Source organism: Streptomyces sp. NPDC047880, assembly GCF_040706515.1.
In the GTDB taxonomy this organism is placed as follows: domain Bacteria; phylum Actinomycetota; class Actinomycetes; order Streptomycetales; family Streptomycetaceae; genus Streptomyces.
Genome location: NZ_JBEZOK010000004.1, coordinates 61,412 through 75,844, shown reverse-complemented (window position 1 = coordinate 75,844; position 14,433 = coordinate 61,412). Strand labels below are relative to the sequence as shown.

Here is a 14,433-nt window from a genome sequence, read left to right as displayed (position 1 = left end):
GACGTCAAATAGCGGGCGTCCACGAAAGAAGGATCTGATCCACACATGCTGATCGCTCAGCGTCCCTCGTTGACCGAAGAGGTCGTCGACGAGTTCCGCTCCCGGTTCGTGATCGAGCCGCTGGAGCCGGGCTTCGGTTACACCCTCGGCAACTCCCTGCGCCGGACCCTCCTCTCCTCGATCCCGGGTGCGGCGGTCACGTCCATCCGCATCGACGGCGTGCTGCACGAGTTCACCACCGTGCCGGGCGTCAAGGAGGACGTCACCGACCTGATCCTCAACATCAAGCAGCTGGTCGTCTCCTCGGAGCACGACGAGCCGGTCGTGATGTACCTGCGCAAGCAGGGCCCGGGTCTGGTCACCGCCGCCGACATCGCGCCCCCGGCCGGTGTCGAGGTGCACAACCCCGACCTCGTCCTCGCCACGCTCAACGGCAAGGGCAAGCTGGAGATGGAGCTGACGGTCGAGCGCGGCCGCGGTTACGTCTCCGCCGTGCAGAACAAGCAGGTCGGCCAGGAGATCGGCCGCATCCCGGTCGACTCCATCTACTCGCCGGTGCTCAAGGTCACGTACAAGGTCGAGGCCACGCGTGTCGAGCAGCGCACCGACTTCGACAAGCTGATCGTCGACGTCGAGACCAAGCAGGCCATGCGCCCGCGTGACGCCATGGCGTCCGCCGGTAAGACCCTGGTCGAGCTGTTCGGTCTGGCCCGCGAGCTCAACATCGACGCCGAGGGCATCGACATGGGCCCGTCCCCCACGGACGCCGCCCTGGCCGCCGACCTGGCGCTGCCGATCGAGGAGCTGGAGCTCACCGTTCGGTCGTACAACTGCCTCAAGCGCGAGGGCATCCACTCCGTGGGTGAGCTCGTCGCCCGTTCCGAGGCGGACCTGCTCGACATCCGCAACTTCGGTGCGAAGTCGATCGACGAGGTCAAGGCGAAGCTGGCGGGTATGGGCCTGGCGCTCAAGGACTCGCCTCCCGGGTTCGACCCGACCGCCGCGGCGGACGCGTTCGGCGCGGACGACGACGCGGATGCCGGGTTCGTGGAGACCGAGCAGTACTGAGCGCTCCGCGGGGAGGCCGTACTGCGTCTGCGGACCGGTCGTGGCTGGTCGCGCAGTTCCCCGCGCCCCTTCCAGGCCCCCTCCGGGGGGCCTGGATCTCCGACGGGCAAACCCGCTCGCTCGGATACTGACCCCGGTACCTGATACGGCCGGGGCAGACACCTAGGAGAAACACCATGCCGAAGCCCACCAAGGGTGCCCGTCTGGGCGGCAGCGCCGCGCACGAGAAGCTGATGCTCGCGAACCTCGCGAAGTCGCTCTTCGAGCACGGTCGCATCACCACCACCGAGGCGAAGGCCCGCCGTCTGCGGCCGTACGCCGAGCGTCTGGTCACCAAGGCGAAGAAGGGCGACCTTCACAACCGCCGTCAGGTTCTCCAGGTCATCACGGACAAGAGCATCGTGCACACGCTCTTCACCGAGATCGGCCCGCGCTACGAGAACCGTCCCGGTGGCTACACCCGCATCACCAAGATCGGTAACCGCCGTGGCGACAACGCGCCCATGGCCGTCATCGAGCTGGTCGAGGCGCTGACGGTGGCGCAGGAGGCGACGGGCGAGGCCGAGGCCGCGACCAAGCGCGCCGCGAAGGACGCCGAGGCTGCCGAGGCCCAGGTCGACACGACCAAGGCCGAGGACGCCGAGGAGTCCAAGGACGCGTAAGCGTCTGCCGGGGGCTGTCCGCAGCGGCGTGCGGTTCGCCGTGGCTGTTCGCGCAGTTCCCCGCGCCCCTGAAGGGCGTTGTTGGCGGGTCCGTCCCCTTTCTCGGGGGCGGGCCCGCCTTCGTGTTGGTGAGAGGATCCTGGGGTGAGTGAGGAAGTAGAGGCCGGCCATGTGCGGGTCCGGCTCGATCTGTCGTACGACGGGAGTGAGTTCTCCGGGTGGGCCAAGCAGGCCGGGGGGCGGCGGACCGTGCAGGGGGAGATCGAGGACGCCCTGCGGACCGTGACGCGGTCGCGGGAGACGTACGAACTGACCGTCGCGGGACGTACCGACGCCGGCGTGCACGCACGGGGGCAGGTCGCCCACGTCGATCTGCCGCGTGAGGTGTGGGCCGAGCACCACCAGAAGCTGCTGAAGCGGCTCGCCGGCCGGCTGCCCCGGGACGTGCGGGTCTGGGCCCTCAGGGAGGCGCCCAGCGGCTTCAACGCCCGTTTCTCGGCGGTCTGGCGGCGCTACGCGTACCGGGTCACCGACAACCCCGGGGGCGTCGACCCGCTGCTGCGCAACCACGTGCTGTGGCACGACTGGCCCCTGGACGTCGACGCCATGAACGAGGCCGCGCGGCGGCTGCTGGGCGAGCACGACTTCGCCGCCTACTGCAAGAAGCGGGAGGGGGCGACCACCATCCGCACGCTCCAGGAGCTGAGCCTGGTGCGCGGTGAGGACGGGATCGTCACCGCGACCGTGCGGGCCGACGCCTTCTGCCACAACATGGTGCGCTCGCTCATCGGGGCGCTGCTGTTCGTCGGGGACGGGCACCGGCCCGCCGACTGGCCGGGCAAGGTCCTCGCCGCCGGTGTGCGCGACTCGGCCGTGCACGTCGTACGGCCGCACGGGCTGACGCTGGAGGAGGTCGGCTACCCGGCCGACGAACTGCTCGCCGCGCGCAGCAGGGAAGCGCGGAACAAGCGGTCGCTGCCGTCGGCCGGCTGCTGCTGACGTCCGGTCACTCGTCGGCCGCGGCCGAGGCCTGGGCCTCGCCGCGGCGGCGGATCTGGTTGAACGTGAACTGCTGGAGGTTGTCGCCCGTGGCGAACACCTCGGTGTCCTTCGTCGTCACGTCCTTGCCGCTGGTGAAGCCGGCGTTGGTGAAGTAGGCGTAGCGGCCGTAGGCGTTGCTGGTCGTGCGGCAGAAGCCGGATTCGCAGAAGGCCTTCACACCGCCGCCGGAGAGCGACTTGACGAAGCTCTTCTTGGTGGTCTGGCTTTTGGCCTTGGCGGCCTGTGCCTCGGTGTCGAAGACGGCCACGCCGACCGTCACCGCGATGCCGTCCTTGACGTAGGTCACCCGGATCAGGCGGGTGCAGTCGTTCCCGGTGAGGATCTTGGGGAGGGTGCCGCCGGCCGCCGAGGCGCAGTTCCTCGTGTCCGCGGTGGGGCCCTTCTTGTAGACCGTCTCGCCGACGGTGAGCTGGGTGCCCGGGAAGAGCGTGTCCGGGCTGAGCGGAGCCTTGTCCTTCTTCGCGCTGGCGATGAAGTCCTTCGGGTCCAGCGGCGGCGGAGCGCTGGTCGGGGCGAAGGACGGCGCCGACGCGGACTGGCTCGGGATCTCGGACGAGGGCAGCGCGGTCGGGTTGCCCTGCTTGTCGCTGCCGGCCGACACGACGGCCACCGCGACGGCGGTGCCGATGGCGACCGTGGCGAGTGCGCCGCCGCCGATCAGCAGCACCCGGCGTCGTTTGTTGCGGGCCTCGGAGGCTTCAGCGAGCGCTGCCCAGTCCGGAGACTGGCCGCCCCCGCTGTTCCAGGGCTGCTGCGACTGCGGTTTCCAGGGATCCCACTGGGACTGAGGTCCCCCCTGCCCAAAGCTCATGGGGCGCATCTTAGACGGGACAAGGGGCGTGCTGGTCCGCCCGGTTGGGCACCGGAGCCCCTAGCGTTCCTCCCATGCGCACGGGCAAAGGCGACATCTGCGGGTGGTTGGGGCGACTGCTGCCGATCGTGGTGCTGCTGGGGTGTCTGCTGTCCTGGCCGGTCCTCACGGCCGGGGTGTGGCCGTCGGTCGTGGTGGGGGCGCTGGGCGCGTTCCGCCGTCCGCGCGCGGGCCGGTCCGTGCTGCGGTGGGGTGCCGCGGTCACGGTGGACGTGGTCGTCTCGTCGGTGTTCCCGTATGCAAGACCGCTGCGGCGAAGGACACTGCGGCGGGTCGTCACGCTCTGTGCCGTCCTGTACGTGTCGGTGACCGAGCGGCTGCGGTGATACCGCGTTTTGACCCTTGTGGTGAGCCCCGGTATTCTGCTTGTTCGTTGTGTATTGGCTTGCTCATTCTCACGGGACGGGCCCTTACACCGGTCCACCGGGCCGATGACCAGCGACCCCACGTACGCGGTATGCGTCGCCGCAGTGCGGTCCAGGCTGTCGTGATCGTTTCGGTGACCAGTTATGGACCATTCACTCGAAGCGAAGGCTACGAACCGTGCGTACGTACAGCCCCAAGCCCGGCGATGTGACGCGCCAGTGGCACGTCATCGACGCTCAGGACGTTGTCCTGGGTCGTCTCGCCACCACTGCCGCGACACTCCTCCGCGGCAAGCACAAGCCGATCTACGCCCCCCACGTCGACGCTGGTGACTTCGTCATCATCATCAACGCGGACAAGGTGCACCTGTCCGGCAACAAGCGGATCCAGAAGATGGCGTACCGCCACTCCGGCTACCCGGGTGGTCTGCGCTCCGTCCGCTACGACGAGCTGCTCGACAAGAACCCCGAGAAGGCCATCGAGAAGGCCGTCAAGGGCATGCTCCCCAAGAACACGCTGGGCCGTCAGATGCTCTCGAAGCTGAAGGTCTACAAGGGTGACCAGCACCCGCACGGCGCGCAGCAGCCGCAGCCGTACGAGATCACCCAGGTCGCGCAGTAAGTCCGGCCACCCCCTAAGACTGAACAGAATCTGAGGAGAATCGTGGCCGAGACCACTGCCGAGCAGCCGCTCGAAGAGCTTGACATCGACAGCTACACCACCGAGTCCGAGGTCCCCGTCGAGGGTGAGTACACCTCGGAGTCCATGGCCTCCCGCTTCGGTGAGCCCCAGCCGGCCGCCGGCCTGGGCCGTCGCAAGAACGCCATCGCCCGCGTCCGGATCGTCCCGGGCACCGGCAAGTGGAAGATCAACGGTCGCACCCTCGAGGACTACTTCCCGAACAAGGTGCACCAGCAGGAAGTCAACGAGCCGTTCAAGGTTCTCGAGCTCGAGGGCCGCTACGACGTCATCGCCCGCATCGCCGGTGGCGGTGTCTCCGGCCAGGCCGGTGCGCTGCGTCTCGGTGTCGCCCGTGCGCTGAACGAGGCGGACGTCGACAACAACCGCGGCCCGCTGAAGAAGGCCGGCTTCCTCAAGCGCGACGACCGTGCGGTCGAGCGCAAGAAGGCCGGTCTGAAGAAGGCCCGCAAGGCGCCGCAGTACAGCAAGCGCTAAACGCGACGCCCGTCCTCGCGACTGGCTTCGCCTCGATCGCCCCGGCGGCACGGTTGTGCTGCCGGGGCGGTTCGTTTACACAACCCCTACCGGTCCCGGACAGTCTCAGGGAAGGTACGCGGGAATGTGAGCCGCATTCTCTTCAGCAATACGGAGGACACCACTGTGGGACGACTCTTCGGCACGGACGGCGTGCGCGGTGTCGCCAACGCGGATCTGACGGCGGAGATGGCCCTGGGCCTCTCCGTGGCCGCGGCACACGTACTGGCCGAGGCGGGCACGTTCGAGGGACACCGGCCGAAGGCCGTGGTCGGGCGTGACCCCCGTGCGTCCGGGGAGTTCCTGGAAGCCGCCGTGGTCGCGGGCCTCGCCAGCGCCGGCGTGGACGTCCTGAGCGTCGGTGTGCTGCCGACGCCCGCCGTGGCGTACCTGACCGCGGAGCTCGGCGCCGACCTCGGCGTGATGCTCTCCGCGAGCCACAACGCCATGCCCGACAACGGCATCAAGTTCTTCGCCCGCGGCGGGCACAAGCTCGCCGACGAGCTGGAGGACCGGATCGAGTCCGTCTACGAGGAGCACCGCACCGGTGCTCCGTGGGACCGTCCGACCGGGTCCGGCGTGGGCCGCGTACGCGCGTACGAGGAGGGCGCCGACCGGTACGTCGCGCATCTGCTGGGTGTCCTGCCGAACCGGCTCGACGGGCTGAAGGTCGTCCTGGACGAGGCGCACGGCGCCGCCGCCCGGGTCTCGCCGGAGGCGTTCCGCCAGGCCGGTGCGCAGGTCGTCACGATCGGGGCCGAGCCCGACGGGCTCAACATCAACGACGGGTACGGCTCGACGCACCTGGACAAGATCAAGGCCGCCGTCGTGGAGCACGGGGCCGACCTCGGCATCGCGCACGACGGTGACGCCGACCGGTGCCTCGCCGTCGACCACACCGGTGCGGAGGTGGACGGGGACCAGATCCTCGCGGTGCTCGCACTGGCGATGCGGGAGCGCTCCGCGCTGCGGTTCGACACCGTCGTCGCGACGGTGATGTCGAACCTCGGGTTCAAGCTCGCCATGGAGCGCGAGGGCATCCGGCTGGTGCAGACCGCCGTCGGCGACCGGTACGTGCTGGAGGAGATGAAGGAGCACGGGTTCGCCCTCGGGGGCGAGCAGTCCGGGCACGTGATCATCCTCGACCACGCGACGACCGGGGACGGGACGCTGACCGGGCTGCTGCTGGCGGCGCGGGTGGCGCAGAGCGGGCGCACGCTGGCGGATCTCGCCGCCGTCATGGAGCGGCTGCCGCAGGTGCTGATCAACGTCCCGGACGTGGACAAGTCCCGGGTGAAGACCTCCACGGAGCTGGCCGCGGCCGTCGAGGACGCGGAGCGGGAGCTCGGGGAGACCGGGCGGGTGCTGCTGCGGTCCTCCGGGACCGAGCCGCTGGTCCGGGTGATGGTGGAGGCCGCCGATATCGAGCAGGCTCGGTCTGTCGCGGGGCGGCTGGCCGATGCGGTGAAGTCCGCGCTCGGGTAGTGAACCGGGCCGGGGGTGGCGGCTGCGGTCGACCGCGGGCGCGGGTTGTTCGTGGCTTGTCGCGCAGTTCCCCGCGCCCCTGAAGGCGCTGCCCCCCGGCCGCCTTCTAGAGCCGCTGGCGTTGTCTGGTCCAGAACCACTTCTGGGCCAGCAGGGTCGCCGTGCCGGCGACGATGATGCCCAGCAGGTTCAGCAGGAGCTGTTCCGTGGAGCCCCACGTCTGCTTCGTGTCGCCGTAGCTCAGGGCCACGGCCGCGTTCGCGGCGGCCGGGATCGTGGTGACCGAGATGGCCACGCCGACCAGGGCGCCCGACTTGGCCGAGGTCAGGGAGAGGGTGCCGGCGATGCCGGCGAGGACCGCGACGATGAAGGAGAACTTGTCGGGCGCGTAGATGAAGCCCGTGTTGGGCCGGTCCGCCTCCAGACGGCTCTCCGTGAACTGGCCGGCCGCGTCCATGAGGAGGCTGAAGCCGACCGTCACCGCCATCGCCACCGCGAAGCCCACCAGCAGCGCGATCAGCGAGCGCAGGGCCAGGCGCGGCCGGCGCCGGACGATCGCGGTGCAGATGCCGGTGAGGGGACCGAACTCGGGGCCCACCGCCATGGCGCCCACGATCAGGATCGCGTTGTCCAGGACCACACCGCAGGCGGCGATCATGGTCGCGAGCGTGATGAAGGCGAGGTAGGTGACGGAGAGGGTCGACTCCTCGTGCGTGGCCTCGGTCAGCTGCTCCCACAGCACCGCGTCCGCGCCCTCGCCCGGTGCGTCGGCCTCGGCCTGGTCGGCCCGCTCGGACAGGGACAGGTCGATGGACTCGACGGCGATGGAACCGGTGGTGTCTATGCCCAGGTCCCGCAGGCCGGCGAGCAGCTCGTCGCCCGCCTCGCGCGCCACGTCGCACATCACCACGTCCCCGGCGGGGTCCTGGGCGGCGCCCGGCAGGACGACGAGGTGGGTGGTGCCGACCGTCTTCTCGATCAGCAGGAGGACCTCGTCGGTCCGGTCGGACGGTGTGATCACGCGCAGATGAAGCATGGCGCCCATCTAACCCCGCCTTTTCCTGGCCGTCACAGCTTGCGCAGGCTCAGCCGCTGCACCTTGTGGTCCGGACCCTTGCGCAGCACGAGGGTGGCGCGGCCGCGGGTGGGGGCGATGTTCTCCACCAGGTTGGGACGGTTGATCGTGCGCCACATCGTGCGGGCGTAGTCCAGGGCCTCCTCCTCCGAGACCTGGGTGTACTTGCGGAAGTACGAGGACGGGTTCTGGAAGGCGGTCGCGCGCAGCTTGCGGAAGCGGTTGAGGTACCAGGTCTCGATGTCCTCGACGCGGGCGTCGACGTACACGCTGAAGTCGAAGTAGTCGGCGAGGCCGACGCGGGTGCGGCCGTCCTTGCCGGGCAGGGCCGGCTGGAGGACGTTCAGGCCCTCGACGATCAGGATGTCGGGGCGGCGGACCGTGAGCCTCTTGTCGGGGACGATGTCGTAGATCAGGTGGGAGTAGACGGGCGCGGTGACCTCGTTCTTGCCGGCCTTGATGTCGGCGACGAAGCGGGTCAGGGCCCGGCGGTCGTAGGACTCCGGGAAGCCCTTGCGGGACATCAGGCCGCGGGCCTGGAGTTCCTTCGTCGGCAGCAGGAAGCCGTCGGTGGTGACCAGCTCGACGCGCGGGTGCTCGGGCCAGCGCGACAGCAGGGCCTGAAGGAGGCGGGCGACCGTCGACTTGCCCACGGCGACCGAACCGGCGACCCCTATGACGAACGGGGTGCCCGACTGGGAGCCCTGTTCGCCCAGGAACGTGTTCAGGGCGCCTCTGAGGCCGTCGGTGGCACCGACGTAGAGGTTGAGAAGTCTGGACAGCGGGAGGTAGATGTCCCGCACCTCGTCGAGGTCGATCACGTCGCCGAGACCGCGCAGCTTCTCGACCTCCTCGGCCGTCAGTGGCAGCGGCGTCTTGTCGCGCAGCGCGCTCCACTCGGCGCGGGTGAGGTCGACGTAGGGAGTCGCCTCCGGGCGGGGCCGGTGGGCGCTCCGGGGCATCGAGGAGACCGGAGAGATCACAGTCCATTGTTACGGGCGTACGAACGGACGGTGGGGTGGGATCCGTCACGCGAGCCGTTCGCCCCGCTTTCGCCGGAGGAAAACTGATCCGGGAGGAATGTCAGTGGCGTGCGTCACAGTTGTGGAGAGGGTGGGCCCGGTCCGGGGCCCACGAACGCCCGGGAGTACCCATGACGTACGCGATAGAGGCGGAAGGCCTGGTCAAGCGGTTCCGGGAGACCGAGGCGCTGGCCGGCGTCGACCTGGCGGCCCGCAAGGGCACGGTGCTCGGGCTGCTGGGCCCCAACGGCGCCGGGAAGACGACCGCGGTGCGGATCTTCGCGACACTGCTGCGCCCGGACCGCGGGCGGGCCCGGGTGGCCGGGCACGACGTGGTCCGGGAGGCGGGGGTCGTCCGCTCGCTCGTCGGGCTGACCGGGCAGTACGCGGCGGTCGACGAGAACCTCACCGGGACGGAGAATCTGCTGCTCATCGGCCGGCTGCTGGGTCTGCCGAGGCGGGAGGCGAAGGCGCGGGCCGGTGAACTGCTGGAGCGGTTCCAGCTGACCCACGCGGCCGGACGGGCCGCGAAGACCTTCTCGGGCGGCATGCGCAGACGCCTGGACCTCGCGGCCAGCCTCGTCGGCCGGCCCAGCATCCTCTTCCTCGACGAGCCGACCACCGGCCTCGATCCGCACAGTCGTGGTGAGCTGTGGGACCTGCTGCGCGGCCTGGTCGCGGACGGTGCGACCGCGCTGCTGACCACGCAGTACCTGAACGAGGCCGATGTACTCGCCGACGACATCGTGGTGATCGACAAGGGCCGGGTGATCGCCGAGGGCACTCCGGACCAGCTGAAGGCGCAGGTCGGCGGTCAGGTGCTGGAGCTCAGGCCGATCGCCGGGCAGGACCTGGCGCGGGCACACGCCCTGGTGGCCGGGGCCGCCGGGCCCGCGGCCCGGATCGAGGGCGAGACGGTCACCGCCCCGGTGAAGGACCCCGAGCTGATGCCGGCCGTGGTGCGCGCGCTGGACCGGGAGGGCATCGCGGTCGGGGAGCTGGCCCTGCGCCGCTCCTCGCTCGACGAGGTCTTCCTGTCCCTGACCGGCCACCGCGCCGAGCCGGGCCAGGCCGAGGAGGACGGCGGTGCGGCCGTCCAGGAGGACGAGGAACTGGCGAAGGCGGTGAGCCGGTCATGACCGCCACCGCCGGCACTCTCGGCGCGTCGGTCACCGCGTCGGGCCGGGTGCCGCCCCTCGCCGGACTGCGGCAGACCTTCACGATGGCCTGGCGGAGCCTGGTCGCCGTCAAGCACAACCCGCTGGAACTGGTCGACTACAGCATCACGCCGATCATGTTCGTGTTCCTGTTCACCTATGTCCTGGGCGGGCAGATGGCCGGCTCGCCCGACGCGTATCTGAAGTACGCGCTGCCCGGGATCATCGTGCAGAACACCCTGTTCATGACGATGTACACGGCCATGGCGCTCAACACCGACCTCACCAAAGGCGTCTTCGACCGGCTGCGCAGCCTGCCCATCGCCCGCTCCGCGCCGCTGATCGGCCGGATCACCGCCGACCTCGCCAAGCACCTGTGGGCGCTGCTGCTGATGATCGGCCTCGGTCTGGTGCTCGGCTTCCGCGTCACCGGCGGCTTCGGCGGCTTCCTGCTCGGCACCCTGCTGGTGATGGTGTTCGCCGCGGCGGTGTCCTGGGGCGCGGTGCTGATCGGGATGCTGGCGGGTGACGCCGAGAAGGTCCAGGCGTTCGCCTTCACGCTCATCTTCCCGATCACGTTCACCAGCAGCGCGTTCGTCGTCGTCGACACGATGCCGGGCTGGCTGCAGGCCTGGAGCGACGTCAACCCGGTGACGCACCTGTCGGATGCGTTCCGGGGGCTGCTGCTGGGCGGGGCGGTGGCGGAGCCGGTGATGTGGTCGCTGGTGTGGGCGGCGGGCATCGCGCTGGTGTTCTATCCCCTGGCGATGCGGGCCTACCGGGCGAAGGTCTGAGACGCGGTCGGCTTGCGCGTCGGATCGGCGGCCGGTCGTCGCCGCGGGCGCCCATGAGGAGGTGTCAGGGAGGAAAGTCCGTCGTCACCGGGTCGTGGAAGGCGGGATTATTTCCGATTCCGGGCACGCTTCAGGGGTTTTCCGGGTGCATCGGACCGTAGGCTGCGGCTCATGTGTGGAATCGTGGGTTACGTGGGGCCGCAGTCCGCGCTCGAGGTCGTCATGGCCGGGCTGAAGCGGCTGGAGTACCGGGGGTACGACTCGGCGGGCGTCGCCGTCCTGGCCGACGGGGGGCTGGCGACGGCCAAGAAGGCCGGCAAACTGCTCAACCTGGAGAAGGAGCTGGACGGCAGACCGCTGCCGGCCGGCGCGACGGGCATCGGGCACACCCGCTGGGCGACGCACGGCGCGCCGACGGACACCAACGCCCACCCGCACATCGACAACGCGGGCCGGGTCGCCGTGGTGCACAACGGCATCATCGAGAACTTCGCCCTGCTGCGCGCCGAGCTGGCGGAGCGCGGCCACGAGCTGTCCTCCGAGACGGACACCGAGGTCGTGGCGCATCTGCTCGCCGAGGAGTTCTCCTCCTGCGCGGATCTCGCCGAGGCGATGCGGCTGGTGTGCCGGCGGCTGGAGGGCGCGTTCACGCTGGTCGCGGTGCACGCCGACGAGCCGGACGTGGTGGTCGGCGCGCGGCGGAACTCGCCGCTGGTGGTCGGTGTGGGGGAGGGCGAGGCCTTCCTCGCATCGGACATCGCCGCGTTCATCGCCCACACCCGCTCGGCGATCGAGCTCGGGCAGGACCAGGTGGTGGAGCTGCGCCGGGACGGCGTGCGGGTGACCGGCTTCGACGGCCGCCCCGCCGACGTGCGGTCGTACCACGTCGACTGGGACGCGTCGGCCGCCGAGAAGGGCGGCTACGACTACTTCATGCTCAAGGAGATCGCAGAGCAGCCCAAGGCGGTCGCGGACACGCTCCTGGGCCGGATCGACGGTTCCGGTTCGCTGACGCTGGACGAGGTGCGGATCCCCCCGCGGGTGCTGCGGGAGATCGACAAGGTCGTCATCGTCGCCTGCGGTACGGCCTTCCACGCCGGGCTGATCGCCAAGTACGCGATCGAGCACTGGACGCGGCTGCCCTGCGAGGTGGAGCTGGCCAGCGAGTTCCGCTACCGGGACCCGATCCTGGACGCGCGGACGCTGGTCATCGCCATCTCCCAGTCGGGCGAGACCATGGACACGCTGATGGCGCTGCGGCACGCCCGTGAGCAGGGCTCCAAGGTGCTGGCGATCTGCAACACCAACGGCTCGACGATTCCGCGCGAGTCGGACGCGGTGCTGTACACGCACGCCGGGCCCGAGGTGGCCGTCGCCTCGACCAAGGCGTTCCTCACGCAACTCGTGGCGTGCTACCTGGTCGCCCTGTACCTGGGCCAGGTGCGCGGCACCAAGTGGGGCGACGAGATCCGGGCGGTGATCCGCGACCTGTCCTCCATCGCCGGTGCGGTGGAGGAGGTGCTGGGCACGATGGAGCCGGTGCGGGAGCTGGCCCGCACGCTGGCCTCGAAGAAGACGGTGCTCTTCCTCGGGCGGCACGTGGGGTATCCGGTGGCGCTGGAGGGTGCGCTGAAGCTGAAGGAACTCGCCTACATGCACGCGGAGGGGTTCGCGGCCGGAGAGCTGAAGCACGGGCCGATCGCGCTGATCGAGGAGGACCTGCCGGTGGTCGTGGTGGTGCCCTCGCCGCGCGGACGGTCGGTGCTGCACGACAAGATCGTGTCCAACATCCAGGAGATCCGGGCGCGTGGCGCGCGGACGATCGTGATCGCGGAGGAGGGCGACGAGGCGGTCGTGCCGTACGCGGACCACCTGGTCCGGGTGCCGGCCACCCCGACGCTGCTGCAGCCGCTCGTGGCCACGGTGCCGCTGCAGGTGTTCGCCTGTGAGCTGGCGACGGCCCGCGGCAACGAGGTGGACCAGCCCCGCAACCTGGCGAAGTCGGTGACGGTGGAGTGAGCACGAGGGGCGGGCGGCCCTTCGCCGCTCGCCCCTGCCGCCCGTTCGGCGACTACCAGTTGATGCAGGTCTTCGGGACCCAGCCGTTCACCTTGTCGCCGCCGTAGTACCACTGGTTGCTCGTCTTGCCGCAGGCCGTGTACGAGCCGCCCTTGAAGGACTTGCCGTCGTTGCAGATGCCGCCCTTCTTGCCCTTGCCCCAGATGCCGAGGGCCGTGGCGGACGTCTTCGGCGCGCTGCGGACGTTGACCGTCTCCTTGGCCTTGACGTTGACGATCGCCTTGCTGCAGTCCTTCGGCGGGGCCGCGGCGGCGGTGCCCGCGGTGGCGACGGTGCCGGTGAGGGCCGTGGCGAAGAGAGCCAGGGCACTGGCCGCGGTTCCCAGCGACGCGAACTTCATGGTCGGTGTCCTCCCGTTTGGTGCGATGCCGTTTGCTCATCGCGGTCAGCGCGAACTCTATAGCGAGGGACGGGAGTTGAAGATCACGGGGTCGTTCGGGCGGTGGTCCGGGCACTGTTCGGGACGGATCCGGCCCGTCACCGTAGGGTGCTGCCCATGAGCATCATCGGGGTCGGCATCGACGTTGCCGAGATCGAACGGTTCGCGGCTTCACTGGAGCGTACGCCCGCGCTGGCCAAACGGCTCTTCCTGGAGCGGGAGTTGCTGCTGCCCGGCGGGGAGCGGCGGGGGGTCGCCTCGCTGGCCGCGCGGTTCGCGGCCAAGGAGGCGTTGGCCAAGGCGCTCGGCGCGCCGCCCGGGCTGCTCTGGACCGATGCCGAGGTGTGCGTCGAGGACAGCGGACGGCCCTGGCTGCGGGTGACCGGGACGGTGGCGGCCCGGGCCGCCGAACTCGGCGTGCGGAGCTGGCATGTGTCGCTGAGTCACGACGCGGGCGTCGCCTCCGCGGTGGTCATCGCCGAGGGGTGAGAGACATCCCGGGCCCGGCTAGTACAGGCCCCAGATCAGCGTGGCGGTGCCGATGAAACCGATCGCGCCCAGAGCCGTACCGGCCGCGGCCGGCCACATGCGGCCCGTGCCCTTGCGGGCGTAGTGGAGGCCCATCGCCCCGAGCGTCACCGCGAGTGCTCCGGCCAGGACCGTCCACGGGAACAGGAACGCCCAGGTCCCCACGGCCGAGAAGGCGCCGAGAACGAGGGCCGTCGGGCCGAGGGCGGTGGCCGGGCTGTCGGTGTCGCCGGGTGCTGTCGAGCTGGTCATATCTCGCCGATCCCCCTTTTGAACAAGTTCAAAACGTAGCTCGATGGTACCGGCCCGCCGGGGGTGACGGAACAGCGGGCGGTGCCGGGGGATGATCTCGTCGGCCGCGGTGCGCATGCCCGGCTGCCCGGAGGGCCCGCTCGTGGTGTCGCGGCAGGCCGGCGGGCACCTCGGTCAGGAGCCGGAACGCGGGGAGCCGTACGGCAGCGCGCCGGGAACGGCCGCGAGGCTGTGCGGGTCCCGGCGGGCGATGTCGTGACCGACGGGAATCACGTGGGCCTTGCACCCCGGGGCGCTGCGCAGCCTTTCGGTCAGGTGCACGGACGGGCTGCCCGCCCACGCGCCACCGCTGATGAACGTCCGGCCGGACGCACGGCCGGGGTTGCCCCTCAGCCTGATCGACTGGACGAAGCGGCAC

At 70.2% G+C, this 14,433-nt stretch carries 17 protein-coding genes; 11 read left to right on the top strand and 6 right to left on the bottom strand.

What is annotated here, in order from left to right:
- Nucleotides 1-45: 45 nt before the first annotated feature.
- From AB0937_RS08090 to truA, 3 genes are all read left to right on the top strand, one after another.
- Entirely contained in the window at nucleotides 46-1,068 is a 1,023-nt protein-coding gene (locus AB0937_RS08090; protein WP_003966937.1) for a DNA-directed RNA polymerase subunit alpha, read from the top strand.
- A 176-nt stretch (nucleotides 1,069-1,244) separates the two neighbouring features.
- Nucleotides 1,245-1,730, top strand: a complete 486-nt coding sequence (rplQ, locus tag AB0937_RS08085; RefSeq protein ID WP_234848878.1) for a 50S ribosomal protein L17 — start codon at nucleotides 1,245-1,247, stop codon at nucleotides 1,728-1,730.
- Nucleotides 1,731-1,874: 144 nt separating this feature from the next.
- Entirely contained in the window at nucleotides 1,875-2,729 is an 855-nt protein-coding gene (gene truA, locus AB0937_RS08080) for a tRNA pseudouridine(38-40) synthase TruA (protein WP_361109431.1), read from the top strand.
- 7 nt (nucleotides 2,730-2,736) lie between these two features.
- Here truA and AB0937_RS08075 read toward each other — a convergent pair whose 3' ends face one another.
- Nucleotides 2,737-3,603 (bottom strand): hypothetical protein, encoded by an 867-nt coding sequence (locus tag AB0937_RS08075; protein ID WP_366710325.1) that lies wholly within the window; start codon nucleotides 3,601-3,603, stop codon nucleotides 2,737-2,739.
- Between the two features lie 74 nt (nucleotides 3,604-3,677).
- Between AB0937_RS08075 and AB0937_RS08070 the strand changes: the two genes are divergently transcribed.
- From AB0937_RS08070 to glmM, 4 genes are all read left to right on the top strand, one after another.
- A complete protein-coding gene (locus tag AB0937_RS08070) occupies nucleotides 3,678-3,989 on the top strand; it encodes a hypothetical protein (protein ID WP_366710323.1) in 312 nt (103 codons plus the stop codon).
- A gap of 217 nt (nucleotides 3,990-4,206) precedes the next feature.
- Nucleotides 4,207-4,650 carry a 50S ribosomal protein L13 gene (gene rplM, locus AB0937_RS08065; protein ID WP_366710321.1) on the top strand — a complete coding sequence of 148 codons (444 nt, stop codon included), beginning with the start codon at nucleotides 4,207-4,209 and terminating at the stop codon, nucleotides 4,648-4,650.
- Between the two features lie 42 nt (nucleotides 4,651-4,692).
- Nucleotides 4,693-5,205: a 30S ribosomal protein S9 gene (gene rpsI, locus AB0937_RS08060; RefSeq protein WP_004927169.1), complete on the top strand. Its 513-nt coding sequence runs from the start codon at nucleotides 4,693-4,695 to the stop codon at nucleotides 5,203-5,205.
- 165 nt (nucleotides 5,206-5,370) lie between these two features.
- The gene (gene glmM, locus AB0937_RS08055) at nucleotides 5,371-6,729 is read left to right on the top strand and encodes a phosphoglucosamine mutase (protein WP_366710319.1); all 1,359 of its coding nucleotides are present in this window, start codon (nucleotides 5,371-5,373) and stop codon (nucleotides 6,727-6,729) included.
- 106 nt (nucleotides 6,730-6,835) lie between these two features.
- On the opposite strand, the gene AB0937_RS08050 is transcribed toward glmM, so the two are convergent.
- Both AB0937_RS08050 and coaA read right to left on the bottom strand, forming a co-directional pair.
- Nucleotides 6,836-7,765 (bottom strand): DUF389 domain-containing protein, encoded by a 930-nt coding sequence (locus AB0937_RS08050; RefSeq protein ID WP_366710655.1) that lies wholly within the window; start codon nucleotides 7,763-7,765, stop codon nucleotides 6,836-6,838.
- A gap of 32 nt (nucleotides 7,766-7,797) precedes the next feature.
- On the bottom strand, nucleotides 7,798-8,766 hold the full coding sequence (gene coaA / locus AB0937_RS08045) for a type I pantothenate kinase (protein ID WP_234848891.1): 969 nt from the start codon (nucleotides 8,764-8,766) through the stop codon (nucleotides 7,798-7,800).
- 191 nt (nucleotides 8,767-8,957) lie between these two features.
- On the opposite strand from coaA, the gene AB0937_RS08040 reads away from it, so the two are divergent.
- The 3 genes from AB0937_RS08040 to glmS all read left to right on the top strand — a co-directional run bounded on the left by AB0937_RS08040 (nucleotide 8,958) and on the right by glmS (nucleotide 12,796).
- Nucleotides 8,958-9,965 carry an ATP-binding cassette domain-containing protein gene (locus AB0937_RS08040; protein WP_366710317.1) on the top strand — a complete coding sequence of 336 codons (1,008 nt, stop codon included), beginning with the start codon at nucleotides 8,958-8,960 and terminating at the stop codon, nucleotides 9,963-9,965.
- Nucleotides 9,962-10,777 (top strand): ABC transporter permease, encoded by an 816-nt coding sequence (locus AB0937_RS08035; protein WP_366710316.1) that lies wholly within the window; start codon nucleotides 9,962-9,964, stop codon nucleotides 10,775-10,777. The genes AB0937_RS08040 and AB0937_RS08035 overlap by 4 nt, the downstream gene beginning before the upstream one ends.
- 171 nt (nucleotides 10,778-10,948) lie before the next feature.
- Nucleotides 10,949-12,796, top strand: coding sequence for a glutamine--fructose-6-phosphate transaminase (isomerizing) (gene glmS / locus AB0937_RS08030; protein WP_366710314.1), 1,848 nt, complete (start codon nucleotides 10,949-10,951; stop codon nucleotides 12,794-12,796).
- Between the two features lie 52 nt (nucleotides 12,797-12,848).
- Here glmS and AB0937_RS08025 read toward each other — a convergent pair whose 3' ends face one another.
- Nucleotides 12,849-13,196: a hypothetical protein gene (locus AB0937_RS08025; RefSeq protein WP_366710312.1), complete on the bottom strand. Its 348-nt coding sequence runs from the start codon at nucleotides 13,194-13,196 to the stop codon at nucleotides 12,849-12,851.
- A gap of 156 nt (nucleotides 13,197-13,352) precedes the next feature.
- On the opposite strand from AB0937_RS08025, the gene AB0937_RS08020 reads away from it, so the two are divergent.
- Nucleotides 13,353-13,724 (top strand): holo-ACP synthase, encoded by a 372-nt coding sequence (locus AB0937_RS08020; RefSeq protein WP_366710311.1) that lies wholly within the window; start codon nucleotides 13,353-13,355, stop codon nucleotides 13,722-13,724.
- 18 nt (nucleotides 13,725-13,742) lie between these two features.
- Here AB0937_RS08020 and AB0937_RS08015 read toward each other — a convergent pair whose 3' ends face one another.
- Together AB0937_RS08015 and AB0937_RS08010 are read right to left on the bottom strand one after the other, a co-directional pair.
- Nucleotides 13,743-14,015, bottom strand: a complete 273-nt coding sequence (locus AB0937_RS08015) for a hypothetical protein (protein ID WP_366710309.1) — start codon at nucleotides 14,013-14,015, stop codon at nucleotides 13,743-13,745.
- 174 nt (nucleotides 14,016-14,189) lie between these two features.
- Nucleotides 14,190-14,336 (bottom strand): hypothetical protein, encoded by a 147-nt coding sequence (locus AB0937_RS08010; protein WP_366710307.1) that lies wholly within the window; start codon nucleotides 14,334-14,336, stop codon nucleotides 14,190-14,192.
- Nucleotides 14,337-14,433: the final 97 nt, after the last annotated feature.

What these genes read in the sequence shown, in the direction of transcription:
- AB0937_RS08090 (WP_003966937.1), top strand. Translation starts at nt 46, where the DNA reads ATGCTGATCGCTCAGCGTCCCTCGTTGACCGAAGAGGTCGTCGACGAG.
- AB0937_RS08020 (WP_366710311.1), top strand. Translation starts at nt 13,353, where the DNA reads ATGAGCATCATCGGGGTCGGCATCGACGTTGCCGAGATCGAACGGTTC.
- AB0937_RS08075 (WP_366710325.1), bottom strand. Translation starts at nt 3,603, where the DNA reads ATGAGCTTTGGGCAGGGGGGACCTCAGTCCCAGTGGGATCCCTGGAAA.
- rplQ (WP_234848878.1), top strand. Translation starts at nt 1,245, where the DNA reads ATGCCGAAGCCCACCAAGGGTGCCCGTCTGGGCGGCAGCGCCGCGCAC.
- AB0937_RS08070 (WP_366710323.1), top strand. Translation starts at nt 3,678, where the DNA reads ATGCGCACGGGCAAAGGCGACATCTGCGGGTGGTTGGGGCGACTGCTG.
- glmS (WP_366710314.1), top strand. Translation starts at nt 10,949, where the DNA reads ATGTGTGGAATCGTGGGTTACGTGGGGCCGCAGTCCGCGCTCGAGGTC.
- AB0937_RS08025 (WP_366710312.1), bottom strand. Translation starts at nt 13,196, where the DNA reads ATGAAGTTCGCGTCGCTGGGAACCGCGGCCAGTGCCCTGGCTCTCTTC.
- AB0937_RS08035 (WP_366710316.1), top strand. Translation starts at nt 9,962, where the DNA reads ATGACCGCCACCGCCGGCACTCTCGGCGCGTCGGTCACCGCGTCGGGC.
- coaA (WP_234848891.1), bottom strand. Translation starts at nt 8,766, where the DNA reads ATGCCCCGGAGCGCCCACCGGCCCCGCCCGGAGGCGACTCCCTACGTC.
- AB0937_RS08040 (WP_366710317.1), top strand. Translation starts at nt 8,958, where the DNA reads ATGACGTACGCGATAGAGGCGGAAGGCCTGGTCAAGCGGTTCCGGGAG.
- AB0937_RS08050 (WP_366710655.1), bottom strand. Translation starts at nt 7,765, where the DNA reads ATGCTTCATCTGCGCGTGATCACACCGTCCGACCGGACCGACGAGGTC.
- AB0937_RS08015 (WP_366710309.1), bottom strand. Translation starts at nt 14,015, where the DNA reads ATGACCAGCTCGACAGCACCCGGCGACACCGACAGCCCGGCCACCGCC.